24 protein-coding genes and 1 tRNA gene are annotated in these 24959 nt (G+C 69.0%); 9 read left to right on the plus strand and 16 right to left on the minus strand.

Annotated elements, in window-relative coordinates:
- From QZ749_RS12420 to hemF, 8 genes are all read right to left on the minus strand, one after another.
- Positions 1-1556 (minus strand): class I adenylate-forming enzyme family protein (locus QZ749_RS12420; protein WP_296947195.1); only part of this gene is annotated, 1556 nt, incomplete at its 3' end.
- A 109-nt stretch (positions 1557-1665) separates the two neighbouring features.
- On the minus strand, positions 1666-2769 hold the full coding sequence (locus tag QZ749_RS12425) for a glycosyltransferase family 9 protein (protein WP_296947198.1): 1104 nt from the start codon (positions 2767-2769) through the stop codon (positions 1666-1668).
- Positions 2770-3065: 296 nt separating this feature from the next.
- A complete protein-coding gene (gene rng / locus QZ749_RS12430; protein ID WP_296947201.1) occupies positions 3066-4532 on the minus strand; it encodes a ribonuclease G in 1467 nt (488 codons plus the stop codon).
- A gap of 243 nt (positions 4533-4775) precedes the next feature.
- Positions 4776-5405: a nucleoside triphosphate pyrophosphatase gene (locus tag QZ749_RS12435; protein ID WP_296947203.1), complete on the minus strand. Its 630-nt coding sequence runs from the start codon at positions 5403-5405 to the stop codon at positions 4776-4778.
- Between the two features lie 9 nt (positions 5406-5414).
- Positions 5415-5885 carry a 23S rRNA (pseudouridine(1915)-N(3))-methyltransferase RlmH gene (gene rlmH / locus QZ749_RS12440; RefSeq protein ID WP_296947206.1) on the minus strand — a complete coding sequence of 157 codons (471 nt, stop codon included), beginning with the start codon at positions 5883-5885 and terminating at the stop codon, positions 5415-5417.
- A 6-nt stretch (positions 5886-5891) separates the two neighbouring features.
- Complete coding sequence (gene rsfS, locus QZ749_RS12445) at positions 5892-6581, minus strand: ribosome silencing factor (protein WP_296947209.1); 690 nt, start codon at positions 6579-6581, stop codon at positions 5892-5894.
- A complete protein-coding gene (locus tag QZ749_RS12450) occupies positions 6581-7258 on the minus strand; it encodes a nicotinate-nucleotide adenylyltransferase (RefSeq protein ID WP_296947211.1) in 678 nt (225 codons plus the stop codon). The genes rsfS and QZ749_RS12450 overlap by 1 nt, the downstream gene beginning before the upstream one ends.
- Positions 7255-8166, minus strand: a complete 912-nt coding sequence (hemF, locus tag QZ749_RS12455) for an oxygen-dependent coproporphyrinogen oxidase (RefSeq protein ID WP_296947214.1) — start codon at positions 8164-8166, stop codon at positions 7255-7257. The genes QZ749_RS12450 and hemF overlap by 4 nt, the downstream gene beginning before the upstream one ends.
- Before the next feature lie 201 nt (positions 8167-8367).
- Between hemF and QZ749_RS12460 the strand changes: the two genes are divergently transcribed.
- Positions 8368-8721 (plus strand): GIY-YIG nuclease family protein, encoded by a 354-nt coding sequence (locus tag QZ749_RS12460; RefSeq protein WP_296947216.1) that lies wholly within the window; start codon positions 8368-8370, stop codon positions 8719-8721.
- Between the two features lie 113 nt (positions 8722-8834).
- Here QZ749_RS12460 and QZ749_RS12465 read toward each other — a convergent pair whose 3' ends face one another.
- The 5 genes from QZ749_RS12465 to QZ749_RS12485 all read right to left on the minus strand — a co-directional run bounded on the left by QZ749_RS12465 (position 8835) and on the right by QZ749_RS12485 (position 13456).
- Positions 8835-9359: a cytochrome b gene (locus tag QZ749_RS12465; RefSeq protein ID WP_296947218.1), complete on the minus strand. Its 525-nt coding sequence runs from the start codon at positions 9357-9359 to the stop codon at positions 8835-8837.
- Positions 9356-10474 carry a catalase family peroxidase gene (locus QZ749_RS12470; RefSeq protein ID WP_296947221.1) on the minus strand — a complete coding sequence of 373 codons (1119 nt, stop codon included), beginning with the start codon at positions 10472-10474 and terminating at the stop codon, positions 9356-9358. The genes QZ749_RS12465 and QZ749_RS12470 overlap by 4 nt, the downstream gene beginning before the upstream one ends.
- A gap of 129 nt (positions 10475-10603) precedes the next feature.
- Positions 10604-11872: a phosphoribosylamine--glycine ligase gene (gene purD / locus QZ749_RS12475; RefSeq protein WP_296947224.1), complete on the minus strand. Its 1269-nt coding sequence runs from the start codon at positions 11870-11872 to the stop codon at positions 10604-10606.
- Between the two features lie 8 nt (positions 11873-11880).
- Complete coding sequence (locus tag QZ749_RS12480) at positions 11881-12606, minus strand: YebC/PmpR family DNA-binding transcriptional regulator (protein ID WP_296947226.1); 726 nt, start codon at positions 12604-12606, stop codon at positions 11881-11883.
- Between the two features lie 70 nt (positions 12607-12676).
- Positions 12677-13456, minus strand: a complete 780-nt coding sequence (locus QZ749_RS12485; RefSeq protein ID WP_296947229.1) for a DUF2182 domain-containing protein — start codon at positions 13454-13456, stop codon at positions 12677-12679.
- A 201-nt stretch (positions 13457-13657) separates the two neighbouring features.
- Between QZ749_RS12485 and QZ749_RS12490 the strand changes: the two genes are divergently transcribed.
- From QZ749_RS12490 to QZ749_RS12505, 4 genes are read left to right on the plus strand one after another with little or no spacing between them, the layout of a single operon-like run.
- Entirely contained in the window at positions 13658-14578 is a 921-nt protein-coding gene (locus QZ749_RS12490; protein ID WP_296947230.1) for a DMT family transporter, read from the plus strand.
- Between the two features lie 15 nt (positions 14579-14593).
- On the plus strand, positions 14594-14974 hold the full coding sequence (locus tag QZ749_RS12495) for a methylglyoxal synthase (RefSeq protein ID WP_296947232.1): 381 nt from the start codon (positions 14594-14596) through the stop codon (positions 14972-14974).
- Between the two features lie 16 nt (positions 14975-14990).
- Entirely contained in the window at positions 14991-15971 is a 981-nt protein-coding gene (locus tag QZ749_RS12500) for a quinone oxidoreductase (protein ID WP_296947234.1), read from the plus strand.
- An 8-nt stretch (positions 15972-15979) separates the two neighbouring features.
- A complete protein-coding gene (locus QZ749_RS12505; protein ID WP_296947236.1) occupies positions 15980-16126 on the plus strand; it encodes a hypothetical protein in 147 nt (48 codons plus the stop codon).
- A gap of 115 nt (positions 16127-16241) precedes the next feature.
- Here QZ749_RS12505 and QZ749_RS12510 read toward each other — a convergent pair whose 3' ends face one another.
- Positions 16242-16880, minus strand: a complete 639-nt coding sequence (locus QZ749_RS12510) for a DUF4136 domain-containing protein (RefSeq protein ID WP_296947239.1) — start codon at positions 16878-16880, stop codon at positions 16242-16244.
- Positions 16881-17077: 197 nt separating this feature from the next.
- On the opposite strand from QZ749_RS12510, the gene pepN reads away from it, so the two are divergent.
- The 3 genes from pepN (at position 17078) to QZ749_RS12525 (ending at position 21087) form a co-directional block, all read left to right on the plus strand.
- Complete coding sequence (gene pepN, locus QZ749_RS12515; RefSeq protein WP_296947242.1) at positions 17078-19735, plus strand: aminopeptidase N; 2658 nt, start codon at positions 17078-17080, stop codon at positions 19733-19735.
- Between the two features lie 110 nt (positions 19736-19845).
- Entirely contained in the window at positions 19846-20847 is a 1002-nt protein-coding gene (locus QZ749_RS12520; RefSeq protein WP_296947245.1) for a class 1 fructose-bisphosphatase, read from the plus strand.
- Positions 20848-21011: 164 nt separating this feature from the next.
- A tRNA-Thr gene (locus QZ749_RS12525) sits at positions 21012-21087 on the plus strand.
- 71 nt (positions 21088-21158) lie between these two features.
- On the opposite strand, the gene QZ749_RS12530 is transcribed toward QZ749_RS12525, so the two are convergent.
- Both QZ749_RS12530 and QZ749_RS12535 read right to left on the minus strand, forming a co-directional pair.
- On the minus strand, positions 21159-23171 hold the full coding sequence (locus QZ749_RS12530) for a pyridoxamine 5'-phosphate oxidase family protein (RefSeq protein WP_296947246.1): 2013 nt from the start codon (positions 23169-23171) through the stop codon (positions 21159-21161).
- Positions 23172-23201: 30 nt separating this feature from the next.
- Positions 23202-23813: a glutathione S-transferase family protein gene (locus QZ749_RS12535; protein WP_296947248.1), complete on the minus strand. Its 612-nt coding sequence runs from the start codon at positions 23811-23813 to the stop codon at positions 23202-23204.
- 113 nt (positions 23814-23926) lie between these two features.
- Between QZ749_RS12535 and QZ749_RS12540 the strand changes: the two genes are divergently transcribed.
- Entirely contained in the window at positions 23927-24835 is a 909-nt protein-coding gene (locus QZ749_RS12540) for a LysR family transcriptional regulator (RefSeq protein WP_296947250.1), read from the plus strand.
- Positions 24836-24959 lie beyond the last annotated feature (124 nt).

Genomic DNA, 24959 nt, shown 5'->3' on the forward strand with positions numbered 1-24959 from the left:
ATACGCGATCTAGTACGGTGACTGGAGTTCAGACGTGTGCTCTTCCGATCTCCGCTCGGCGCCGCCGGCAGCGCGTCCAGCATGACGATGCGCGCCGGCCGCTTGTACGGCGCCAGCCGCTGCGCCGCCCAGGCGCGCAGTTCGTCGACGGCCGGGGCCCGGCCCGGCACCGGCTGCACGAAGGCCACCACTTCCTCGTCGCCGTCGGCCACGGCGCGCCCCACCACCGCCGACTGCGTCACGCCCGGATGGCCGTTCAGCGCCGTCTCGACTTCCAGCGGATACACATTGAAGCCGCCGCGATTGACCACTTCCTTGCTGCGCCCGACGATGAACAGCGCACCGTCCGGCGCGCGGCGCGCCATGTCGCCCGTGTCCAGCCAGCCGCCCGGGCGCAGCGCGGCGTCGGTGAGCGCTTGCTCGCGGTAATAGCCGCGCATCAGGTTGGGGCCGCGCACCCATAGCGCGCCGGGTCCCTCGTCGCCGTCCGCCAGGTCGTGGCCAAGGTGGTCGAGCAGACGCGTCTCCACGCCCGGGATCGCCATCCCGACCGAGGTGTCGGTGCGCGGCGCGTCCAGGCGGGTCTGGCTGACCGTGGGCGCCGCCTCCGTCAGGCCGTAGCCGTTGTGCAGGGGCACGCCCAGCAGCGCCTCGACGCGGTGCTTGAGCTGCGGGTCCAGCGGCGCGCCGCCGGCATAGGCGAAGCGCAGGCGCGAGGGCAGGCGGGAACCCGCGCTGCCGGGCAGGGCCAGCAGGCGCGCGTACATGGCCGGCACGCCCTGCACGATGGTGAGGCCGTCGTCGCGCAGCGCGGCCCGCATCGCCTCCGGCGCGAAGCGCGGCGCCAGTTGCAGGCAGGCGCCCGCATGCAGCGTGCCGAGCATGACCGAGGTCAGGCCGTACACGTGCGAGATGGGCAGCACGCCCCAGGCGCGGTCGCCGGCGACCAGGCCGCGCAGCCGGCTCGACACGGCCGCCACGTACAGCAGGCTGCGGTGGCTCAGCATCACGCCCTTCGGCCGGCCGGTGGTGCCGGTGGTGTAGACCAGGGCCGCGACCGGTTCCGGCCCGGGCGCCTCGGGCGCGCAGGCGTCGTCGCGCGGGCCGATCATCAGGCCGTCGGCGGCGTCGCCGTACGCCGTGGCGCCGTCGCGCAGCGCGTGCGCGGCCGCTTCCGGCGACACGCCGGCCGTGTACAGCGCCAGGCGCGCGCCGCTGTGCGCGCGGATGGCGTCCAGCTCGGGCGCCGTCAGGCGCGCGTTCACGTTGACGATCCAGGCGCCCAGCGTCGAGGCGGCGAACACCAGCGCCACCTGGGCCGCGCAGTTCTCGCTCGCCAGCAGCACGCGGTCGCCGGGGCGCACGCCGCGTGCGTGCAGCAGCGCCGCGTGGCGGTCGACCATGGCGACCAGGTCGCGGTAACGGATGGTGCGGCCGGCATCGACCAGGGCGGGCGCGTCCGGCGCGCGCGCGCAGGCCAGGCGCGGGATGGCGTCGATGCGGTCGGGCAGGCCGGCCAGCAACTGGCCGACGTCGATCGTGGAAGCGGGATGCATGCGGGTCCTTGCCGGAGCGTGGGGCCGGGATGATAACCGGAGCATGGCGCCGGCGCCAGAAAAAACGCGGGGCCGCTCGCGGCGGCCCCTGGCGCGAAGGCGCGGGCGCTTACGCCAGCGCGTGCATGACGTCGCGCACCGGGATCGCCTTGACCCAGTCGTGGCGCTGGTGGGCGGTGATGACGGTGCTGTTGGCCTTGTCGACCGGCGCCCACTCGGGCGTCTTTTGCCGCATCAGCGCCACGACCGGCACGCCGACGGCGTTCGCCAGGTGCATCACGGCCGTCTCGACCGAGACGATCAGGTCGCACTGGGCCAGCATGGCCGGCAGCTGGAAGAAGTTCTCGTTGGCGCTGAACAGCTCGGTGCGGTCGAGCTTGCGCTCGGCCAGCAGCGTCTTGACGCGCTCGACTTCCTGCGGCACGGCGTTGACGATGAAGCAGGCGTCGTGCCAGTCCGGCTGGGCGCGCATGGTGGTGATCAGTTCGACCACGCGCTCGACCGGCCAGCAGCGCTTGCGGGTCTTGGCGAACGGGTTGATGAAGACCAGCTTGCCCTGGCGGCGGTCGAAGCCCCACTCGTGCAGGCGCGCGCGGGCGCCGTCGACGAAGCGCTCGGGAATGTGCACGAACGGGATGCGCGCCGCCGGCGGGATGTCGACGCCCGCCAGTTGGCGGAACCATTCCGCGTGCACGTCGCTGATGTGCGGCGCGCTGCTGCGGTCGGCCACGTCGGGGTTCAGGCTGGCGTCCAGCTTGCGGTAGGCGGGCCAGTGGTGCAGGTCGAACAGGCCCAGCGGCTTTTTCAGGCCGACGACGAAGCCGTCCGGGCTGATCTCGCGCGCCAGGCTGGCGTAGAAATGCGGACGCAGCGTGGCGAGCGACACGACGATCGGGTAGCGCTCGCCCTGGGCGTCCTTGATCGATTGCTGGAACAGCTCGGGCGAATAGTTCTGGTCGTACACCTTGTCGATGAACTCGCAGGCGGCCAGCCAGTCGTACAGCACGTTCTTCTTCAGGTGCGGCCACTGCGTGGCGTCGCCGGTGCGGCGCACCTCGTCGACCCACAGGTGCATTTTGAGGTGCGGGTACGCCTGCGCGAACGCCTGGAAGCAGTTCTGCAGATACGTGTAGTCGCCCAGCGCCAGGTGGGCGATGAACAGGATTTTGTCCGACTTCGCGAGGAGGTCGGAAGGAATGAGAGGTACGTTCATTGTCTCTTACGGGTCGCCTGCCAGTTGGATAAGAACCGACGCCGCCAGTGATACACATCAGGGGGGAGCTGCCGTGGCAGCACCGTCCGGTCGGCTGGTCGCATCCCGGCACCTTACGGTTGGAAAACGCGCTACCGCCAACTCTCATGTTTCAGCAAATTGTCACAAATTGTAGTCTAAACCGGGGCGCAGCGTCACGGCCAGCCCTATTTTTGAACGCTTTGTCCTATGCCAGCAACAGGTCTGGACGGCTTAACAAGTGTTTGACACGGCTTGTACATTTTGACGACAAATTTTCACATCAGGATGACATCGTACTGTTCCTGGTGATAGCCTTTTTCGACCTGCAGCGAGATTTTCTTGCCGATGAAGTCGCCCAGCATGGCCAGGTGCTGCGATTCCTCTTCCAGGAACAGGTCGACCACCTCCTGCGAGGCGAGGATGCGGAATTCGCGCGGGTTGAACTGCTTGGCCTCGCGCAGCAGTTCGCGCAGGATCTCGTAGCAGATCGTGCGCGAGGTCTTGACCTGGCCCTTGCCGGCGCAGGCGGGGCAGGGCTCGCACAAAATGTGCGCCAGCGATTCGCGCGTGCGCTTGCGGGTCATCTCGACCAGCCCCAGCGCCGAGAAGCCGCTCACCGACACCTTGGTGCGGTCGCGCGACAGGGTCTTGCGCAGCTCGGCCAGCACGGCGTTGCGGTGCTCGGTGTTCTCCATGTCGATGAAGTCGAGGATGATGATCCCGCCCAGGTTGCGCAGGCGCAGCTGGCGCGCGATCGCGTGCGCGGCTTCCAGGTTGGTCTTGAAGATCGTGTCGGCGAAGTTGCGCCCGCCGACGAAGCCGCCGGTGTTCACGTCGATCGTCGTCATCGCCTCGGTCTGGTCGACGATCAGGTAGCCGCCCGACTTGAGGTCGACGCGGCGGCCCAGCGCGCGCAGGATCTCTTCCTCGACGCCGTACAGGTCGAACAGCGGGCGCTCGCCCGTGTAGTGCTGCAGGCGCGACAGCACGCTCGGGGTGTACACCTGGGCGAACTCGACCAGCTTCAGGTAGTTCTCGCGCGAGTCGACCAGGATCGCCGCCGTCTCGTCGTGCACGAAGTCGCGCAGCACGCGCTGGGCCAGGCTCAGGTCCTGGTACAGCAGGCTGGTGGCGGGGCGGGTGCGCGCCCCGCTGGTGATCGCGCCCCAGGTCTTGCGCAGGTAGTCGACGTCGGCCGCGAGGTCGGCGTCGGACGCTTCCTCGGCCTGGGTGCGCACGATGTAGCCGCCCTTTTCCTCGGGCGGCAGCAGGCCCTGCAGGCGCGCGCGCAGCGCCTCGCGCTCGCTTTCCTTCTCGATCTTCTGCGAGATGCCGATGTGCTTGTCCTGCGGCAGGTAGACCAGCATGCGGCCGGCGATCGAGATCTGGGTGGACAGGCGCGCGCCCTTGGTGCCGATCGGGTCCTTGATCACCTGCACGGTCAGCACCTGGCCGTCGAACAGCAGCTTCTCGATCGGCGTCGGGGTGTTGTTCCCGCTGCCGTCGTGCGGACGGGCTTCCCAGATGTCGGCCACGTGCAGGAAGGCCGCGCGCTCCAGGCCGATGTCGATGAAGGCCGACTGCATGCCCGGCAGCACGCGCACCACCTTGCCCAGGTAGACGTTGCCGGCCAGGCCGCGGGTGAGCGTACGCTCGATATGCAATTCCTGCACGGCACCCTGCACCACCAGCGCGACGCGCGTTTCCTGTGGGGTGATATTGATCAGGATGTCTTCAGTCATGGAGCCGGGCCGTGCGGTTATTGTTCAGAGCGACATCATACACGGTGGGGGCGCTGGGCGTCGGTCCCTCCGGCACCGTCGCCCCGGCGCAGGAGGCCGTCGCAAAAGGCGCCTGATCGTGCACGCACTGACCTGCACGTCGTCCCGGCGGAGGCCGGGACCCAATGCGCATGCAGTGCGACAACGCATACATGATTGGGCCCCGGCCTCCGCCGGGGCGACGGTCTTTGCCATGCAGGCGATCTACAACGCGCCGATGCCGGCCTTCTGCAGCAATCGCGCCGTCTCGAACACCGGCAATCCCATGATGCCGGAGTGGCTGCCCTCGATGTGCTCGATGAACAGCGCGGCCAGCCCCTGGATGCCGTAGGCGCCGGCCTTGTCGTAGGGTTCCGGCGTGGCGCAGTAGGCGCGGATGGTCTCGGGCGACAGCGCCGCGAAGCGCACGTGCGACACCTGCGTCACCTGCTCGACGATGCCGGTGTAGTGCACGGCCACCGAGGTCAGCACCTGATGCGTGCGGCCCGACAGGCGCTCCAGCATGGCGACCGCTTCCTTCGGGTCGGCCGGCTTGCCGAGGATCTCGCCGTCGATGGTGACGGTGGTGTCGGCCGACAGCACCGGGCGCAGCGGCATGCGCCGCAGGTGCAGCACGTTCCAGGCGAACGCGCCCTTTTCGCGCGCGACCCGGGCCACGTAGTCCAGCGCGGGTTCGTCCCGCAGCACGTCCTCGCTGACGTCGATGCCGCGCACCGGATCGGAACGCAGGCTGAGCAGCTCGAACTCGATGCCGACCTGGCGCAGCAGTTCGCGCCGGCGCGGGCTCTTCGAGGCGAGGTAGATCTTCTTGCCGGACGGGGACGAGGTAGGCATGGCGCTGGCTCAGACGCGGTGGTAGGGATGGTTCTGGGTGATCGACCAGGCGCGGTACAGCTGCTCGGCCAGCATCACCCGCACGACGCCGTGGGGGAGCGTCATGCTGGAGATGCGGATCAGGCCGTCGGCGCGCGCCTTCAGCTCGGGGTCGAGGCCGTCGGCCCCGCCGATCAGGAAGGCCACGTCGCGCCCGTCCTGCTGCCAGTGTTCCAGCTGCTGGGACAGGCCGACGCTGGTGAGGTCCTTGCCGCGCTCGTCGAGGGCGACGATGCGCACGCCTTTCGGCAGCACGGCCTCGATGCGCTCGCGCTCGAGCGCCATCGCGGTCGCCGCCGTCTTGCTGCCGGAGCGTTCGACCGGCTTGACCTCCTTGAGCACGATGCGCAGCTCGGGTGGCATGCGCTTGGCGTACTCGGCGAAGCCGGTCTCGATCCAGGCCGGCATCTTGTGGCCGACCGCGACGATCATCAACTGCATCGAGGATTACTCTTCGGTCTTCTTGATGCGGCGGATGACTTTCTTGGCCGGTGCCGCGGCGGCCTCGGCCGGTGCGGCGGCTTTCGCGCGCTTCGGTGCGGCGGCCTTGGCGGCTTTCGCGGCGGCGGCCGAGGCGACGGCGGTCTTGGGCAGCGCGACCTTCACCTTGGCGCCGGTCGGGATCTTGGCGGCCGGCTTCTTGGCGGCGCCTTCCGCGGGTGCGGCAACCTTTTTCGCGGCCGGCTTGCGCTCGCGCACCGGCTTGGCTTCCGGCTGGTCCTGGTTGGCGGCCAGGTGCTTCGACTTCGCTTTCGGCGCGGCGGCTTCCTGGCCTTCGGCGGTCGACTTGCGCTTGGCGGCGCCCAGCTTGACCGGCTTCTCGCCCCAGATTTCCTCGAGGCGGTAGTACTGGCGGATGGCCGGCTGCATGATGTGGACGATCATGTCGCCCAGGTCGACCAGCACCCACTCGCCGGTGTCTTCGCCTTCCAGGCCGACCACGTCGCCGCCGGCGGCCTTGACCTTGTCGCGCACCGAGGCGGCCAGCGCCTTGGTCTGGCGGTTCGAGGTGCCCGAGACGACCGCGATGCGGTCGAACAGGCTGGTCAGGCCGGTCGTGTCGAACAGGGCGATGTCCTGGCCCTTGACGTCTTCGAGGGCGTCGACGACGAGCGTTTGCAGTTTCTTGATATCCATTAGATCTTGTATAAGTTATGTTGTTGAATATAGTCTAGCACTTGCGGTGCGAGCAGCGCGCCGACGTCGACGCCCCCTGCCTGGCCGCTCGTTCCAGCATGTTGCAGGGCCGCGCGCACCTGCGTGGCCGAGATGTCGACGGCCAGCGTGTGCGCCAGGCACACCCTGCCGGCCGGGCTGGCCCGTACCTGTTCCGGCGTCGCGCGCCGCGCCGCCAGCTCGCGCGCCACCGCCGGGGGCAGGGCGGCATCGTCGAGCCGGTAGCCGGGGCGGGCGGCGACACCGAAATTGGCCAGGCCGAACAGCGCTTGCCAGTCGTGCCAGGTGTCCAGCTTCTGCAGCTGGTCCGCGCCCATCAGGAACACCAGCGACGCGTCCGGCCCGCATTCGGCGCGCAGTTCGCGCAGCGTCTCGACCGTGTAGGTCGGCGCATGGCGGTCGATCTCGCGGGTATCGATCGTCACGGGCACGGCGCCGGCGGCGAACGCCAGCGCCAGCATCCTGACGCGGTCGGCGTCCGGCGCCCGCAATCCCCCGGCCTTCTGCCACGGCTGCCCGGCGGGCAGCACGCGCAGCTCGGCGGGCGCGAGCAGGCGTGCGAACAGCGCGGCCAGCGCGACGTGGCCGTGGTGCACCGGGTCGAAACTGCCTCCCAGCAAGGCGATGCAGCGGGTCACGGGGCCAGCCAATCCCTGTGGACGAGGAAGTCGGTGTACAGCGCTTCCTCGGGGCTGCCGGGTTCGGGATGCCAGTCGTAGCGCCACTTGACGACCGGCGGCATCGACATCAGGATCGCCTCGGTGCGTCCGCCCGACTGCAGGCCGAACAGCGTGCCGCGGTCCCATACCAGGTTGAACTCGACGTAGCGGCCGCGCCGGTAGGCCTGGAAGTCGCGTTCGCGCTCGCCGTAGGGCAGGTCCTTGCGGGCCTGCAGCACCGGCAGGTAGGCGTCGAGGAAGCCGTCGCCGACGCGCTGCACCATGGCGTACGAGCGGTCGAAGCCGAGTTCGTTGAAGTCGTCGAAGAAGATCCCGCCGACGCCGCGCGCTTCCTTGCGGTGCTTCAGGTAGAAGTACTCGTCGCACCATTGCTTGAAGCGCGCATGCAGGTCCGCGCCGAACGGCGCCAGCGCATCGTGGCAGGTCCGGTGGAAATGGCGCGCGTCGTCCGCGTTGCCGTAGTAGGGCGTCAGGTCCATGCCGCCGCCGAACCACCACACCGGTTCCTTGCCCTCGGCCGTGGCTTCGAAGAAGCGCACGTTCATGTGCACGGTCGGCGCGTACGGATTGCGCGGATGCAGCACCAGCGACACGCCCATCGCCTCCCAGGCGCGCCCGGCCAGCTCGGGCCGCGCCGCCATCGCCGAGGGCGGCAGGCTCTTCCCTTGCACGTGCGAGAAATTGCAGCCGCCGCGCTCGAACACATTCCCTTCCTCGACCAGCCGCGAGATGCCGCCGCCGCCTTCCGGACGTTCCCAGCTATCGCGCAGGAACGGCGTGCCGTCGACGTCTTCCAGCGCCCGCACGATGCGCGCCTGCAGGTCGAGCAGCCAGGCCTTGACGGCGGACGGATTCGGGGTGGACATGTGGGAAAAGGGCGAGGATGAAAAAAATGAACGGGGATTGTACACCAAGCCCACTGCCGCGTCGCCCCGGCGCTACCGCCACGTCGCCCCGGCGCTACCACCACATCGCCCCGGCGCTGCCACCACGTCGTCCCGGCGCTACCACCACGTCGTCCCGGCGCAGGCCGGGACCCAATTCCCCTGCGTCCCATTCCCGCACGATTGCGGCTAATCACATCGCAACCGGACCCACATGCCACGCTGGCGCCATGGAAAAAGCCAGCTACGTCTGCCAGCTACGTCTACCTCCTTGCGAGCAGCCCCTACGGCACCTTCTACGTCGGCGTGACGTCCGACCTGGTCAAGCGCGTCTGGCAGCATCGCGAAGGTGTCGTCGACGGTTTCACGAGGGTGCACGGCACGACGCGCCTGGTGTGGTACGAGGTCCATGCAGACATCATGGAAGCGATCCGGCGCGAAAAGCTGATCAAGAAATGGCACCGCGACTGGAAGGTGAACCTGGTACAGCGGATGAATCCCGGGTGGGAAGACCTGTACGACCAGACCGTTGGATAGACTTCGCCCTGCCTCGCAAGCGTCGCCCCGGCGCAGGCCGGGACCCCATTTTTTGCATGCTGCACTACCAAACCTGGACCCCGGCCTGCGCCGGGGCGACGGGGATCGATGGCTCAGCGCTTGATCCTGAGCGCGATCGCCTCGAACACGCCATCCCTGAGCAGCAGCGCATGCAGCAGGCCGGCGCACACATGGCCCAGCACCAGCAGGTAGAACGCTTCCCCGAGCACCGTGTGCAGCGAGCGCAGCAGCGCGTAATGCCCGACGTCCGGCGCCAGCAGCGGCGGCAGGTGCAGCGGCAGCGGGAGGCCGCCGGCCGACAGCATGGCCCAGCCGACCAGCGGCATCGCCAGCATGCAGCCGTACAGCAGCCAGTGCGAGGCGTGCGCCGCCACCCGCATCGGGGCGGGAACCGTGGCCGGCAGCGGCGGCGTCGTGCCGGCCAGGCGCAGCAGCAGGCGCAGCACGGCCAGCACGAACAGCAGCAGGCCCAGCGGCTTGTGCACGCCGAGCAGGACCAGGCGCCAGGACGAGACGGTCGCCACCATGCCGGTGCCGATCAGCAGCATGGCCACCAGCAGCGGCGCCATGGTCCAGTGCAGCAGGCGCGAGGCCAGGGAAAAGCGTTGCGGGGTCATCGGGCGCCTCCGTGGGATGCGAGCGCGGCCGCCTGTTCGTGCGTGCGCAGGTTGTAGGAACGGGAATAGGCGCCGGAGCGGGCCGCCAGCAGCGGGTCGCTGGAGACGCGGATGCCGCGCGGCAGCACGGTCGGGTCGAAGTTCACGTCGCGGCACGGGCCGTCGTCCTGCGCCTCGGCGCGCTCCAGCGTCAGCACGCCGGCATCGACCGTGCGGCGCGTGGCGGGCCAGGCGCGCGTGGCGTCGTCTTCCGGGTCGCCCGGCGCGGCGAACTGCAGCTGCAGGTGCCAGCGCAGCGGACCCCGCGCCAGGCGCGCGGCCAGGTCGTCCTGCAGCAGGTCGGGCGCGGCGGCCCCGCGCGGGTCGAGCGGCGCCGGCGCCAGTTCCGGCACCATCGACCAGCGCACCACGTGTTCGGCGCCGGCCGCGTCGACGAGGCGGAAGGCATTGATGCTGTAGAAGCGCGTGTCGGCGAACGAGGACGACGGCGGATGCGCCTTGACCCAGGCGTTGAAGGCGCCCGATTCCGGATGCGCGGCGAAATACGCCTTCATGCGCGCCGGATCGGGCTTGCCGGTCGCCGGGTCGGGGCGGGACGCGAGCACGCTCTCGTAGAAGCCCCGCGGCGTGTTGCTGACGACGATGGGCATGCTGTTCATCCCCGTGCGCCATTGCTCGCCGCCGGGTAGCTGGAACAGCAGCGCCATGCTGCGCACGGGGCTGGCCGTGTCGGGCACCGACGGGTTGCCGCCGGGGACGGCGAAGCGGCCGACCACCGGCGTGCGCACGGGCCCGAACACGGTGGCCGTCGACCACGCGCCGGCCGCGCCGTTGCCGTCGAACCGGCCGGTCACGCAGATGCCCTTGGTGTGGTTGCGGCGCAGGCCCGGGTGGACGCCGAAATTGGTCTCGAAGGTGTCGACGATGCGTACCGGCGTCAGGCGCGCCGGGGTGAGCCAGCCGGCGGCCCAGGCATAGCCGGCGCAGAGCAGGGCGGCGGCGCCGGCGATGCCGGCCAGCGGCGCCAGCACGGGGGCGTCGGCGGGCAGCTTCAGGACGCGCCGCAGCGCGCCGGCCGGGCCGTCGGAAGCGGGAGGAATGGGATGTGAGGACATCGGGCTTTCCTGCGAAGGGGAGGGAGCCCCGATTCTAGGAAACGCGCGGTGACGTCCGGGTGACGCCTGGATGACAGTTTTGTCATCCAGGGAGTACGTCGTCCCGGCGCAAGGCCGGGGCGGCGGGGCTTACTGCTTCACGCCGCGCCAGCCGATGTCGCGGCGGTACTGCGCGCCGTTGAAGTGGATCTTCTCGACGGTCTCGTAGGCCTGCTTCTGCGCCATCTTGACGCTGTCGCCCAGGCCCACCACGCACAGCACGCGCCCGCCCGCCGTCTGCAGCGCGCCGTCGACCAGCCTGGTGCCCGCGTGGAAGGTGATGCATTCGGGCGTCTCGGCCGGGATGCCGTCGATGACGTCGCCCTTGGCCGGATTGTCCGGATAGCCGGCGGCCGCCATCACCACGCCCACCGCCGTGCGGCGGTCCCATTCGAGTTCGACGGCGTCCAGCGTGCCGCTGCAGGCGTGTTCCAGCACCGTCACGAAGTCGCTCTTCAGGCGCGCCATGATCGGCTGGGTTTCCGGGTCGCCCATGCGGCAGTTGAATTCCAGCGTCTTCGGGTTGCCGGCGGCGTCGATCATCAGGCCGGCGTACAGGAAGCCGGAGAACGGGATGCCGTCCTTCGACATGCCCTGGATGGTCGGGTTGATGATCTCGCGCATCACGCGCGCATGCATCGACGGCGTCACGATCGGCGCCGGCGAATACGCGCCCATGCCACCCGTGTTCGGCCCCTGGTCGTTGTCCTTCAGGCGCTTGTGGTCCTGCGAGGTGGCCAGCGCCACTACGTTCCTGCCGTCGCACATGACGATGAACGAGGCTTCCTCGCCGGCCAGGAATTCCTCGATCACGATGCGCGCGCCGGCGTCGCCGAAGCGGTTGTCCGACAGCATGTCGTCGACCGCCCGGTGCGCCTCTTCCAGCGACATGGCGACGACCACGCCCTTGCCGGCGGCCAGGCCGTCGGCCTTGATCACGATCGGCGCGCCGTTGGCGTCGATGTAGGCGTGGGCCTGCTGCGCGTCGGAGAAGGTCTGGTACTTCGCGGTCGGGATGCCGTGGCGTTCCATGAAGGCCTTGGCGAAGTCCTTCGAGCTTTCCAGCTGCGCCGCCTCGCGGGTCGGGCCGAAGATCTTCAGGCCGCGCGCGCGGAACAGGTTGACGATGCCGGCCGCCAGCGGGCCTTCCGGGCCCACCAGCGTCAGGCCCACGTGCTCGGCGACGACGAAGTCGGCCAGCGCGGCCGGGTCCGTGATGTCGATGTTGACCAGGCGCGCGTCGTGCGCGGTGCCGCCGTTGCCCGGGGCGACGTAGACCGTCTGGACGCGGTCGGATTGGGCCAGTTTCCAGGCCAGGGCATGTTCACGGCCGCCAGAGCCGACTACCAGGATTTTCATGGGTGTGCTTACTCTTCGATCACGGCGTTGGTATAGACTTCCTGCACGTCGTCCAGGTTTTCCAGGGCGTCCAGCAGCTTCTGCATCTTGAGCGCGTCTTCGCCGGTGAACACGGTCTCGAGATCCGGCTTCATGATGACTTCGGCGGAATCGGCCTTGAAGCCGGCCGCTTCCAGCGCTTCCTTGACGCCGGCGAAGGCGATCGGGTCGCACAGCACTTCGAAGCCGCCTTCCTCGTCGGGAATCACGTCGTCGGCGCCGGCTTCCAGCGCGGCTTCCATCAGCTTGTCTTCCTCCACGCCCGGGGCGAACAGGAACTGGCCGACGTGCTTGAACATGAAGGACACCGAACCCTCGGTACCCATGTTGCCGCCGAACTTGCTGAACGCGTGGCGCACTTCGGCCACGGTACGGACGCGGTTGTCGGTCATGCAGTCGACGATGATCGCCGCGCCGCCGATGCCGTAGCCTTCGTAGCGGATCTCTTCGTAGTTGACGCCTTCCAGGCCGCCCGAGCCGCGCTGGATCGCGCGGTTGACGTTATCCTTCGGCATGTTCGCGTCGGCCGCCTTCTCGACCGCCAGGCGCAGGCGCGGGTTCGATGCGATGTCGCCGCCGCCCATGCGCGCGGCAACCGTGATTTCCTTGATCAAGCGGGTCCAGATCTTGCCGCGCTTGGCATCGGTGGCGGCTTTCTTATGCTTGATGTTGGCCCATTTGCTATGTCCAGCCATGTCGAGATTTCCTTAAGACGGTATATGCGAATCCTCGGCATTTTAGCATAGGGCCCTGCCGCAAAAACTGTCAGGGAAACAACAACATGGTGCCCAGCGCGACCAGCCCGAGTCCCGTCGCGCAGGCGATGACGTGTCCGCCGGGCAACAGTTTTTCGGCCAGGATCAGGGCGACGAGGCCGCCGACCACGGGCAGGTTCAGCACCCCGCCGGGCAGCGCCAGTACCAGCAGCAGCCAGCAGCAGCCGATGCCGTGGCGGGCGTCGGCGGCGCCCATGCGCAGCGCGCCGCGCGCGCCGCGGCGCCAGTGCGCCAGGACGACAGCCAGCGACGTGCGCGGCGGCGTGCGGCAATGGTCCAGGCAGGCGTGCTTGGCGGGCGTCCACTGGTAGACCCCGGCCGCGACCAGCGCCAGCGCCAGCGCGCTCGGATGGGAGACCGCCATCGCCTCGTCGAGCGCGCCGGCGTCGTGCAGCAGCCAGGCGGCCAGCGTGGCGGCGGCGGCGCAGGCGCTCCACACGCACAGGCTGCCCAGCACGAACAGGGCGCTCGCCGGCGCCACCCAGCGGCCGCCGCGCATGCGCCGCGCGCGCGCGTACAACAGCACCGAGGGCGCCGCCGCCGGCAGCATCGTCGCGCCGATCACGACGGCCCACAGCGCGAACAGCAGCGCCAGGTCGGCGCCGCGCCAGGGCGCGGGGAGCGTCCGGGCCGCGCCCGCTGCCGCCGCCGGCGCCGGGTGGCCGGCGCGCAGCAGCAGGTAGGCACAGCAGGCGGCCGCGAGCAGCCCCGGCAGGACAAACGCCACGGTGCGCGCGCCGCCGGCGCGGCGGATGCCGGTGGCGTTCATGGCGCGCCTCTTCCATGGCGGCGCCGGTCGGCGGCAGGGGCGGCGGCAGAATCGGCGGCAGACTTGGCTGAAGTAATGCTGAGGCGGATCATGCGATTCCTCCGTAATGTCGGGTTGACGGGTAACGTTTCGACCGTGCCCGCATGACCGCGTTCTGGGGCGTCCTCGGCTGGCCGCAACGATTCGCCGTACAATCGCCGGATGAGTACAAGCACGAGCCACATACCTGTTGCGCCAGTCACACGGCCGGCCCTGATCGCCGGCCTGGCCATCGCCATCGGCGGTGCCATCCTCTTTTCGACCAAGGCCGTGGTGGCAAAACTGCTGTATCGCTACCACATCGACGCCGTCACCTTGATCGCGTTCAGGATGCTGTTCTCGTTGCCGGTGTTTGCCGGCGTCGCGCTGTGGAAGATGCGCAGCGAACCGCCGCTGTCGGGCGCCGACCGCTGGCGCCTGCTCGGGCTGGGCCTGGTCGGCTACTACCTGTCGAGCTACCTGGATTTCCTCGGCCTGCAGTACATTTCCGTCGGCCTCGAGCGCCTGATCCTGTTCCTGACGCCGACCTTCGTCCTGCTGGTCAGCGCGCTGTTCCTCAAGCACCGCATCGGCCGCACGCAGTGGGCGGCGCTGGCCCTGTCCTACTGCGGCATCGTGCTGGTGTTCGTGCACGACCTGCGCGGTGGCGGCAACATCGCGCTCGGCTCGCTGCTGGTGCTGGGCTCGGCGGCGGCCTATGCCGTCTACCTGCTGGGGACGGGCGGCATGGTCCGGCGCATCGGCTCGCTGCGCCTGGTGGCCTACGCCATGTGCGTCTCGAGCGCGGCCTGCATCCTGCAGTTCTTCCTGCTGCGCCCGCCCGGCCTGCTGCTGCAGCCGCTGCCGGTCTACGGCCTCTCGCTCGTGAACGGGATATTCTGTACCATCTTCCCTGTCTTCATGACCATGGCCGCGGTCCAGCGCATCGGCGCGGCCACGGCGTCGCAGGCCGGCATGATCGGTCCAGTGTCCACGCTGTTCCTGGGCTGGGCGCTGCTGGGCGAGCCGGTCACGGCCGTGCAGCTGGGCGGGACGGCGCTGGTGCTGGCGGGGATCTACATGCTGTCGCTGAAAAAACAATGAGATAACGGAGAATCGATGAAACCGCGGATTGCCCTGATTGCCCACGACAAGAAAAAAGACGACATGATCGCGCTGGCCGGCGAGTACCTGGATTTCCTGCAAGGCTGCACGCTGTCCGCCACCGGCACCACGGGCGGCCGCCTGATCAACGAGCTCGGCCTGGAAGTGACGCGCATGCATTCCGGCCCGGTCGGCGGCGACCTGCAGATCGGCGCCCAGCTCGTCAACGGCGAAGTCGATTGCGTGATCTTCCTGCGCGACCCGATGACCCCGCAGCCGCACGAACCGGACATCAACGCCCTGGTGCGCGCCTGCGACGTCCACGACATCCCCTGCGCGACCAACATGGCCAGCGCCCACCTGGTGCTGTCGCAGCTGCGGCTGGCGGCGCGCTGATGTCCCGGAGGCGCGCATGACGACGGCCAAGGCCATCCGCTTTTCCCGCACCGGCGGCCCGGAGGTGCTGGAATACGTCGACGTCGAGGTCGGCGACCCCGGTCCGGGCGAAGCGCTGGTGCGCAACCACGCGATCGGCCTGAACTACATCGACACCTATTTCCGCAGCGGCCTCTACCCGCTCGACCTGCCGAACGGCCTGGGCCAGGAAGGCGCGGGCGTGGTGGAAGCGGTGGGAGCGGGCGTGACGCACGTGCGGCCGGGCGACCGCGTCGCCTACGCCGCGCGCCCGAACGGCGCCTACAGCCAGTTGCGCACCATGCCGGCCGACGTCCTGGTCACGCTGCCGGACGCGATCTCGTTCGAGACCGGCGCCGCGATGCTGCTGCAGGGCCTGACCGTGCAATACCTGCTGCGCCAGACCTACGCGGTGCAGGCCGGCGAGACGATCCTGTTCCACGCCGCGGCCGGCGGCGTCGGCCTGATCGCCTGCCAGTGGGCGCGCGCGCTGGGCGCGAACCTCATCGGCACCGTGGGGTCCAAGGAGAAGGCGGCGCTGGCGAAGGCGCACGGCGCCGCGCACGTCATCGACTACGGCACGGAGGACGTGGTGCAGCGCGTCATGGAAATCACGAACGGGGCCGGCGTGCCGGTCGTCTACGACTCGGTCGGCAAGGACATGTTCGGCCGCTCGCTCGACTGCCTGCGCCCGCGCGGCCTGATGGTCAGCTTCGGCAATTCGTCCGGACCGGTGCCGCCGTTCTCGTTGAACGAACTGAACGCGCGCGGCTCGCTGTACATCACGCGTCCGTCGCTGCCGGCCTATGCGTCCGGCCGCGCGCAGCGCGAGGCGATGGCGGCGGAGCTGTTCGGGATGGTCACGAGCGGCAAGATCGCCATCCCCATCCACCAGCGCTTCCCGCTGGCCGAGGCCGCCCGGGCGCACATCGCCCTCGAGTCGCGCCAGACCACCGGCAAGACCATCCTGCTGCCCTGAGGACCGCCATGCGAGAGTTCAGCGATGATCGCGAACCGCCGGCCGACCCGGAGCCGGTGGCCGGCCCGAAGTTCGGGCGCCTGCTGGTGGTGCTGGCGCTGGCCGTGCTGCTGATCGTGGGGATCACGTTCGCGTCGGAAGCGTATTTTTCCTAGGCGGCACGCCGGCCCGGCGCAGGCCGGGCGCCAATTTTTGCATGCGTCAGTGCGGCGCCTGAAACGTTGGCCCCGGCCTGCGCCGGGGCGACGGTTTCGGGGCCGGCGATCCAGATCAGCTTTTCGGCTCCTGCTTCAACTCGATCACGCGCGAGCCGCCGTTCGGTCCCGGGAACCCTTCAAACGCGCTCTGCACCAGCGCCGGCATGACGGCCGGGGTCGACATCTGGCGGCTGACGTTGCGCACCGTCACGTCGAACAGGCGCTTGCCGTCGCTGGCCGCGGCGATGCCCACCTGCAGCTGGCGGTGGTAGCGGTGCTCGGTCTGCACGTCGACCATCGGGAACGGCCCCCAGAACGGATCGTAGAAGGGGCTGTACCAGCCGCCCCAGTAGCGGCGGTGCCAGCCCAGGTAGCCGAAGCGCGCCGAATACGGGTAGTACATGTAGGCATTGGTCGGGTACACGACCTGGGTCGGCACGTCGATGGTCGAGAAGCGCATCGACACCTTCAGTGCCGGCGCCTGCGGCGCCTCGTGGAAGCCGAGGCGGCCCAGCTGGCCGCGCACCAGGTTCTGGTAGGCCTGCAGCTCCAGCGTATTGTCCTGTGGCGGCGGCGCCTCGAAGGCATAGCTCTTGTCGTTCAGTTCGGCTGGCCACTGGTGGAAGGTGGTGACGTCGCTGCGGATCGTGGTCGCGCAGCCGCCCAGCAGCAGGCCCAGCGATGCCACCGCGGCGATCAGGATGCGTTTCATGACTTTCTCCAAAGATTCTATTTTGCAAGCGGTCTTGTACAGGGATACATCTTATTCTTGATGTTCGATATTCGTCGACACATTTACGCGCGGTTACTATCCGTACATGAGGATACATGCGCCCCCATCGCGCGACGCCGCACGGGCACGGTGTTGGTAAAATAAGCACTTCACCAATGGCCCCGCGGATCCTCACCATGCGCACCGACACGCCCCTGACCATCTACCGCAACGACTACACCGCTCCCGGCTACCTGGTCGACACCGTGGAACTCGGCTTCGACCTCGATCCCGCCCGCACCATCGTCGCCAACCGCCTGACCCTGCACCGCAACCCGGACAGCGCCCGGCGCGAGATCGAACTGTACGGCGAGGACATCGAACTGGTGGCGATCCGCCTGAACGGCAAGACCCTGGGCAAGGGCGACTACGCCATCGAGGGCAACGTGCTGCGCATCTTCGCCACGCCCGACAACGCGACGCTGGAAATCGAGACGATCTGCGTCCCGGAGCAGAACACGACGCTCAGCGGCCTGTACACCTCGAACGGCAGCTTCTACACGCAGTGCGAGGCGGAAGGCTTCCGCCGCATCACCTATTTCCCGGACCGCCCGGACGTGATGGCCAAGTACACGGTGATGCTGCGCGCCGACAAGGAAAAATACCCGGTGCTGCTGTCGAACGGCAACCTGCTGGACCAGGGCGACCTGCCCGACGGCCGCCACTACGCGCTGTGGGAAGACCCGTTCAAGAAACCCTCGTACCTGTTCGCGCTGGTGGCCGCGCGCCTGGTCTGCCAGGAAGAGACCTTCCGCCTGGCCGACGGCCGCGATGCGCTGCTGCAGGTCTGGGTCGAGGACGGCAACCTGGACAAGACCGACTATGCGATGCAGTCGCTCAAGCACAGCATCCGCTGGGACGAGGAGCGCTGGAACCTCGAGCTCGACCTCGACCGCTTCATGATCGTCGCCGTGGGCGACTTCAACATGGGCGCGATGGAAAACAAGGGCCTGAACATCTTCAATACCAAGTACGTGCTGGCCAACCCGCGCGTGGCCACCGACGTCGACTTCCAGGGCATCGAGGCCGTGGTCGGGCACGAGTACTTCCACAACTGGACCGGCAACCGCGTCACCTGCCGCGACTGGTTCCAGCTGTCGCTGAAGGAAGGCCTCACCGTGTTCCGCGACCAGGAATTCTCGGCCGACATGATCGGCACGCCGACCGGCCGCGCCGTCACCCGCATCGACCAGGTGCGCACGCTGCGCCAGGCCCAGTTCCCGGAAGACGCCGGCCCGATGGCCCACCCGGTGCGTCCCGACTCCTTCGTCGAGATCAACAATTTCTACACGGTCACCGTGTACGAGAAGGGCGCCGAGGTCGTGCGCATGTACCAGACGCTGCTGGGGCGAGACGGTTTCCGCAAGGGCATGGACCTGTACTTCCAGCGCCACGACGAGCAGGCCGTCACCTGCGACGATTTCCGCCTGGCGATGGCGAATGCGAACGGCCGCGACCTGAGCCGCTTCGAGCGCTGGTATAGCCAGGCCGGCACCCCGGTGGTGCAGGCCGAGACGCGCTGGGACGCCGCGGCGCAGACCTATTCGCTGCGCCTGCGCCAGTCCTGCCCGGCCACGCCCGGCCAGCCGGACAAGCTGCCGTTCCACATCCCGGTCGCCGTCGGCCTGCTGGGCGCGGATGGCCGCGACCTGCCGCTGGTGATCGACGGCCGCGCGCTGGGCACGACCGCCGTGCTGGAATTGATCGACGCCGACCAGACCTTCGTGTTCAGCGGCGTGACCGAACAGCCGACCCCGTCGATCCTGCGCGATTTTTCCGCGCCGGTCATCCTGAAGTACGGCTACAGCGACGCCGAACTGCTGCACCTGTTCAACCACGACAGCGACCCGGTGAATCGCTGGGAAGCGGGCCAGCGCCTGGCGATGAGCCGCCTGCTCAAGCTGGCCGGCCAGGTCGACACCGCCAATCCGGACAAGGTCAAGCTCGACCTGGACGACGTCTTCGTCGACGCCATGCGCAAGATCCTGGCCGACGAGACGCTCGACCCGGCCTTCCGCGAGCAAGCGCTGCTGCTGCCGTCGGAAACCATGATCGCCGACCAGCTCGACGTCGTGGACCCGCTGGCCATCCACATGGCGCGCCAGTTCGTGCGCGCCGACATCGGCGCGCGCCTGCGCGGCGAGCTGCTGGCGCAGTACGAGGCCAACCAGACCCCGGGCGAGTACAGCCCGGACGCCGTCTCGATCGGCAAGCGCGCGCTGAAGAACCTGGCGCTGTCCTACCTGTGCGCGGCGCCGGACGACGCGGCGCTCGCGCTGGCGCAGCGCCAGTTCGACGAGGCCGGCAACATGACCGACCGCGCCGCCGCGCTGTCCGCGCTGGTCCATGCGCGCGCCCCGTCCGCCGCCGCCGCGCTGCAGCGCTTCTACGACGAATTCCAGGGCGAGGCGCTGGTGGTCGACAAGTGGTTCTCGATGCAGGCCTCGGCCCCGACCACCGGCGTGGCGACCGTGCGCGAGCTGATGACCCACAAGGCCTTCACGCTGCGCAACCCGAACCGCGCGCGCAGCCTGGTGTCGATGTTCTGCGCCGGGAACCCGGTCGGCTTCCACGCGCCGGACGGCAGCGGCTACGCGTTCTGGGCCGAGCAGGTGATCGCGCTGGACGCACTCAATCCGCAAGTCGCCAGCCGCCTGGCCCGTGCGATGGACCGCTGGCGCCGCTACACCCCCGCGTTGCAGGAACACATGAAGAAGGCGCTGCAGCAGGTGAACGGCCAGCACAAGCTGTCGAACGACGTGCGCGAGGTCGTCAGCAAGGCCTTGGCCAATTGATGCGTAGGGGTCAGCGCCCGGTGTTGCTGTTCAAGGGGCTCTGACCCCGGTTTCATGCCACCGTCGCCAACGAACCACGATAACGAATTTAAACGAACCGAAAGAAACCCATGAAACGTGTCAGCCTGACGCAATACCTCGTCGAGGAACAACGCCTCCACGACAACATCCCGGCTTCGCTGCGCCTCCTGATCGAGGTCGTCGCGCGCGCCTGCAAGACCATCTCGCATTCGGTCGGCAAGGGCGCCCTGGGCGACATCCTGGGCAGCGCGGATACCGAGAACATCCAGGGCGAGGTGCAGAAGAAGCTCGACGTGATCTCCAACGAGATTCTGCTCGAGGCCAACGAGTGGGGCGGCCACCTGGCGGCGATGGCGTCGGAAGAGATGGAATCGATCCACCCGATCCCGAACCGCTACCCGATGGGCGAATACATGCTGCTGTTCGATCCGCTCGACGGCTCCTCGAACATCGACGTCAACGTGTCGATCGGCACCATCTTCTCGGTGCTGAAGGCGCCGGAAGGCATGGAAAAGCCGACCGAGGCCGACTTCATGCAGGAAGGCAGCAAGCAGGTCGCGGCCGGCTACGCCGTGTATGGCCCGCAGACGATGCTGGTGCTCACCACCGGCAACGGCGTGAACTGCTTCACCCTCGACCGCGAGATGGGATCGTGGGTGCTGACCCAGAAGGACATGCAGATTCCGGCGGAGACCAAGGAATTCGCGATCAACATGTCGAACCAGCGCCACTGGTACCCGCCGGTCCAGCGCTACGTGTCCGAAATGCTGGACGGCAAGACCGGCCCACGCGGCAAGGATTTCAACATGCGCTGGATCGCTTCGATGGTGGCCGACGTGCACCGCATCCTGAACCGCGGCGGCATCTTCATGTACCCGGCCGACGCGCGCGACCCGTCGCAACCGGGCAAGCTGCGCCTGATGTACGAGGCCAACCCGATGGCGATGATCGTCGAGCAGGCCGGCGGCGCCGCCACCGACGGCAAGCAACGCATCCTCGACATCCCGCCGCAGAAGCTGCACCAGCGCGTGCCGGTGTTCCTCGGCTCGAAGAGCGAGGTGGAGCGCGTGACGGCGTATCACCAGGCGTAAGGCGCCGTCGTCCCGGCCATGACTCGTCGTCCCGGCGATCACTCGTCATCCCGGCGCAGGCCGGGACCCAATTTCCCCGGCAGCGCCCCGTTTCACGCTGCCCGAATAAAATTGCCGAGTCACTCTAGCAATGAAGTGGATTTCTTTGCTAAAATACGGCTCCCGCCGCTGTAGCTCAGTCGGTAGAGCAGCGCATTCGTAATGCGAAGGTCACCAGTTCGATTCCGGTCAGCGGCACCAAGAATGAGCAGTAAGCAAACAGGGTTGCAGGCGAAAGCGCGCAGCCCTGTTTGTTTTTGCCATCTCGCAGCTCACGCGTCCAGCACGATCGCCTCGCTCCCGGCCCGCGGCACCGCGCAGCACAGCCGCGCATGTCCCTGCGCTGCATCCGCCGCTGCGGCGCGCGTCGCCTCCACCCGTCCCGCCCGCACGCCGACCTCGCACGTGCCGCACATCCCGGAGCGGCAGCTCGACGGCACGTCGATGCCGTGCGCCTCCGCCAGTTCCAGCAGGTTCGCGTGGCTGCCGTCCCAGACCAGGTCGACGCCCGAGCGCGCGAAGTGCACCGGGACCGCTTGCACCTCGCCACGGGGAGCGGGCGCCGCAGCCGCCGTCCTCCTGACGCTGGCCGGACCGAATGCCTCGAAGCGGATCCGCTCGTCCGCCACGTTCAGCGCGCGCAGGCCGTCGTACATCGCCTGCATGAAGCCGCCCGGGCCGCAGAGATAAAAATCGTAGTCGTCGAAGGGCAGCACGCGCCTGAGCAGGTCGACGTCGACGCGGCCCGCGCTTTCGTCCCAGTTGGGCAGGTCGTCCGTGGCGACGGGCACGGCGGCCGCGCTGTAGCGCACATGCACCCGCAGATTGCGGTGGCCCGCCGCCAGGGCGCGCAGGTGGGCGCCGAACGCCAGCGCGTCCGGGTTGCGCGCGCCGTGGAGGAAGTGGATCGGGTGGCGGTGCCGGGTGCGGTCGCCGTTCACCAGGAGGCCGTTGAGCATCGCGATCATCGGCGTGATGCCGATGCCGGCCGACAGGAACACGGCGGGGCGGCGCGTGCCGGCGGCGAAGGTGAAGTCCCCGCCCGGTCCCATTACCTCGATCTGCGCGCCCGGCGCCAGGTCATCGTGCAGCCGGCGCGACACGCCATCCCCGCGCTTGACGCTGATGCGCCAGCGGCGGCCGTCCGGCGCGTCGGACAACGTGTAGCTGCGGGTACGGCCGTCCGGCAGGCGCAGCGTGACGAACTGGCCCGGCACGTGCGGCGCCAGGCCCAGGCCGTCGCGCGGTGCGAGGTGGAAGGACAGCACGTCCGCGCTTTCGCGCACGACGTCGACGGTCTCGAACGGCCGCCATGCGGTCGCGGCCTGCGCGGCTTGCAGCGCGCTTTTCGCTGCGTCCCAGTCGCCGGTGCGCGCCAGTTGCGCGGCCGGCTGCGCCTCGCTCCAGCGAAATGGCAGCGCGCCGACGTTGCGCACGACCTCGCGGACGGTAAAGCGCAGCAGGCGCTCGGCGCCGGCGAAGGCCGCGACTTCGGGTCCATCCCAGACGATCGTCGCGTCGACGGCCAGGTGCAGCAGGTCGCCATTCTCGAAGTCGATGAACAGCAGGCCGGCGCGCGGGTCGTGCAGCAGGTTGCCGATCGTGTTGAAGAAGAAGTTGCCGATGAAGTCCGGGGCCGCCAGCGTATGGTCGTCCTCGACCAGCACGAAGCCCGGCCGGCCGCCGCGGTGCGACACGTCCACGCCGCGCGCCTGGCCGCCGTCCTCGCCCGTGCTGGCGCTGGCGATGAAGAAGGTGTCGGCGCGCGCGACCAGGGCGCGGTCGCGCGCGTCGAGCGCGGCGCGGCGCTCGACCAGCGGCGTGGCGCGCGGCGCGGCCGGCGCGTGGCCGCGGTGCTGGATGTATTGTGGGCAGTTACCGAAGCTTTGCAGGACGTCGACCTCCAGCACGCCGTCGGCGGCGGACGCGATGACGCCGTTGACGCGGTTGCGCCGGCGCGTCGTCGGCGCCAGGCCCAGGCCGCCCAGGTGGCGGCCGGGCAGCAGCCGGCCCTGCAGCGGGTCGCCGGGCAGCAGGCCGCCGGCGATGCGCAGCACGCGCGGGTCCGGCGCCGTCACGAAGCCGGGCGCGCCGGCCAGCAGCGTGGCCCACGGCTGGCCCGCCTCGTCGAGCGCGCCGGCGAAGAAGAACGGCAGCTCGCCGAAGAACTGGCGGTGCTGGTCCGGCATGAAGTCGCGGATGCCGGTGACGCCGGCCATCTGTTCGCGCACGCCGACGCGCTCCTGCGCGGCCAGCTCGCCTTCGTGGAATCGTGACGCGCCCATGGCGTTCTCCCTTCTGGTGGTCGCTGGTGGTCAGCAGGTCTCCGGCGCGAGGCCGGCGGCGGTGGACGGCATCGCGACGAAGCCCGGCAGCGCGCGCACGTTGCCGAGCCACGCGCGGATGTTGGGATAGGGGCGCAGCGACACGCCGCCTTCCGGCGCATGGGCGATGTAGCTGTAGGCGGCGACGTCGGCCAGCGTCGGTTCGTCGTTCACCAGGAAGCGGCGGTCCGCCAGTTCGCGTTCCATCGCGTCGAACAGGCGCACGGCGATCGCCTTCGCGCGTTCGTGGTCGAGCTGCGCGCCGAACACGGTCACGAGGCGCGCCGCGGCCGGGCCGTAGGCGATCTTGCCCGAGGCGTTCGACAGCCAGCGCTGCACCTGCGCGGCGCCGACCGGGTCGCGCGGCAGCCAGCGGCCGTCGCCGTACTTCGACGCGAGGTAGACCAGGATCGCGGTCGAGTCGGACAGGACGACGTCGCCGTCTTCCAGCACGGGGATCTCGCCGAACGGGCTCTTGGCCAGGAATTCCGGCGTGCGGTTGGCGAGGTCGACCGTGACGAATTCGTAAGGCAGGTCCAGCAGGCCGAGCAGGAGTTGCACGCGGTGGACATGGCCGGAGAGGAGGACGCCGTGGAGTTTCATGATGTGTTCCCTTGGGTGGTGGTTGACGGTGAAGCCAGTGTAGGGAAACGGGGGTGTTTCGATAAGCCGGACAATCGAGGAATCAGAGTCCATTCAAAGTGTACAATCGCCCCATGGACATCGCCGCCGTCAACCTGAACCGCTTGGCCGTCTTCGTCGCCGTCGTCGAAGCGGGGTCGCTCACGGCCGCCGCCGGCCGGCTCGGCCTGGCGAAATCGATGGTCAGCAAGCACATGCAGCTGCTGGAAGCGGAGGTCGGCGTGGCACTGCTGGTGCGCTCCACCCGCACGCTGCGCCTGACCGAGGCGGGGCGCGCCTTCTACGAGGCCAGCCGCGGCGTGCTGCAGTCGGCCGAGCGAGCGATCGAGGAAGCGCGCAGCGGCCGGGATGCCGTGCAGGGCAACCTGCGCGTGGCCGCCGCCGTCGACTACGGCGTGATGGTGGTGGCGCCGCTGCTGTCGCGGCTGCGCGCGCGCCATCCCGACCTGAAGGTGGAGTTGCTGTGCGCCGACCACCGCGTTGACCTGATCGCGGACGGCATCGACGTGGCCGTGCGCCTGGGCAAGCTGGCCGATTCCGGCCTGCAGGCGGCGCGCGTCGGTCCGCTGCTGCGCTGGCTCGTGGCCAGTCCCGCGTTCCTCGCGCGCCACGGCATGCCGGACGGCCCGGCGGCGCTGGCAGCGCTGCCCTACGTCGAGTTGACGGTCGTGGCCCAGCCGGCCAGCTTCACGCTGGTCCGCGCCGACGGCGCGCGCCACGAGACCGTCATGCGCAACACGGTGTTTTCCACGAATTCCGCCTATGCCTCGCGCGCCGCGGCGCTGGCTGGCGACGGCGTGCTGCGCGCCACCGTGTTCTCGGTGCAGGACGACGTCGCCGCCGGGCGGCTGGTGCGCGTGTTGCCGGACTGGTCGCTGGGCGCGAGCGACATCCACGCCGTCTACCCGGCCTCTTCCCACGTCCCGCAGAAGGTGCGCCTGTTCATCGACGCGCTCAAGGCGACGGTCGGCGCGGCGCCGTGATCCCGTCCCTCTGTTATGCACCGCACAGTGATGCATGACCAAAAGTTATATTTTTTCCATTGCGACGTCGCATGTCGGCACGACCGGAAAACGGTGTGCCGGCGCCGCGGCACCCACGAGACGC

Origin of the sequence: uncultured Massilia sp. (assembly GCF_913773735.1) — a bacterium.
In the GTDB taxonomy this organism is placed as follows: domain Bacteria; phylum Pseudomonadota; class Gammaproteobacteria; order Burkholderiales; family Burkholderiaceae_D; genus Telluria.

What these genes read in the sequence shown, in the direction of transcription:
- purD (WP_296947224.1), bottom strand. Translation starts at nt 11,872, where the DNA reads ATGAAAATCCTGGTAGTCGGCTCTGGCGGCCGTGAACATGCCCTGGCC.
- hemF (WP_296947214.1), bottom strand. Translation starts at nt 8,166, where the DNA reads ATGTCCACCCCGAATCCGTCCGCCGTCAAGGCCTGGCTGCTCGACCTG.
- QZ749_RS12520 (WP_296947245.1), top strand. Translation starts at nt 19,846, where the DNA reads ATGAAACGTGTCAGCCTGACGCAATACCTCGTCGAGGAACAACGCCTC.
- QZ749_RS12435 (WP_296947203.1), bottom strand. Translation starts at nt 5,405, where the DNA reads ATGCCTACCTCGTCCCCGTCCGGCAAGAAGATCTACCTCGCCTCGAAG.
- QZ749_RS12540 (WP_296947250.1), top strand. Translation starts at nt 23,927, where the DNA reads ATGGACATCGCCGCCGTCAACCTGAACCGCTTGGCCGTCTTCGTCGCC.
- QZ749_RS12465 (WP_296947218.1), bottom strand. Translation starts at nt 9,359, where the DNA reads ATGACCCCGCAACGCTTTTCCCTGGCCTCGCGCCTGCTGCACTGGACC.
- QZ749_RS12480 (WP_296947226.1), bottom strand. Translation starts at nt 12,606, where the DNA reads ATGGCTGGACATAGCAAATGGGCCAACATCAAGCATAAGAAAGCCGCC.
- QZ749_RS12510 (WP_296947239.1), bottom strand. Translation starts at nt 16,880, where the DNA reads ATGAAACGCATCCTGATCGCCGCGGTGGCATCGCTGGGCCTGCTGCTG.
- QZ749_RS12470 (WP_296947221.1), bottom strand. Translation starts at nt 10,474, where the DNA reads ATGTCCTCACATCCCATTCCTCCCGCTTCCGACGGCCCGGCCGGCGCG.
- QZ749_RS12505 (WP_296947236.1), top strand. Translation starts at nt 15,980, where the DNA reads ATGCGAGAGTTCAGCGATGATCGCGAACCGCCGGCCGACCCGGAGCCG.
- QZ749_RS12530 (WP_296947246.1), bottom strand. Translation starts at nt 23,171, where the DNA reads ATGGGCGCGTCACGATTCCACGAAGGCGAGCTGGCCGCGCAGGAGCGC.
- QZ749_RS12535 (WP_296947248.1), bottom strand. Translation starts at nt 23,813, where the DNA reads ATGAAACTCCACGGCGTCCTCCTCTCCGGCCATGTCCACCGCGTGCAA.
- QZ749_RS12425 (WP_296947198.1), bottom strand. Translation starts at nt 2,769, where the DNA reads ATGAACGTACCTCTCATTCCTTCCGACCTCCTCGCGAAGTCGGACAAA.
- QZ749_RS12485 (WP_296947229.1), bottom strand. Translation starts at nt 13,456, where the DNA reads ATGAACGCCACCGGCATCCGCCGCGCCGGCGGCGCGCGCACCGTGGCG.
- pepN (WP_296947242.1), top strand. Translation starts at nt 17,078, where the DNA reads ATGCGCACCGACACGCCCCTGACCATCTACCGCAACGACTACACCGCT.
- rlmH (WP_296947206.1), bottom strand. Translation starts at nt 5,885, where the DNA reads ATGCAGTTGATGATCGTCGCGGTCGGCCACAAGATGCCGGCCTGGATC.
- QZ749_RS12495 (WP_296947232.1), top strand. Translation starts at nt 14,594, where the DNA reads ATGAAACCGCGGATTGCCCTGATTGCCCACGACAAGAAAAAAGACGAC.
- rsfS (WP_296947209.1), bottom strand. Translation starts at nt 6,581, where the DNA reads ATGGATATCAAGAAACTGCAAACGCTCGTCGTCGACGCCCTCGAAGAC.
- QZ749_RS12500 (WP_296947234.1), top strand. Translation starts at nt 14,991, where the DNA reads ATGACGACGGCCAAGGCCATCCGCTTTTCCCGCACCGGCGGCCCGGAG.
- QZ749_RS12490 (WP_296947230.1), top strand. Translation starts at nt 13,658, where the DNA reads ATGAGTACAAGCACGAGCCACATACCTGTTGCGCCAGTCACACGGCCG.
- rng (WP_296947201.1), bottom strand. Translation starts at nt 4,532, where the DNA reads ATGACTGAAGACATCCTGATCAATATCACCCCACAGGAAACGCGCGTC.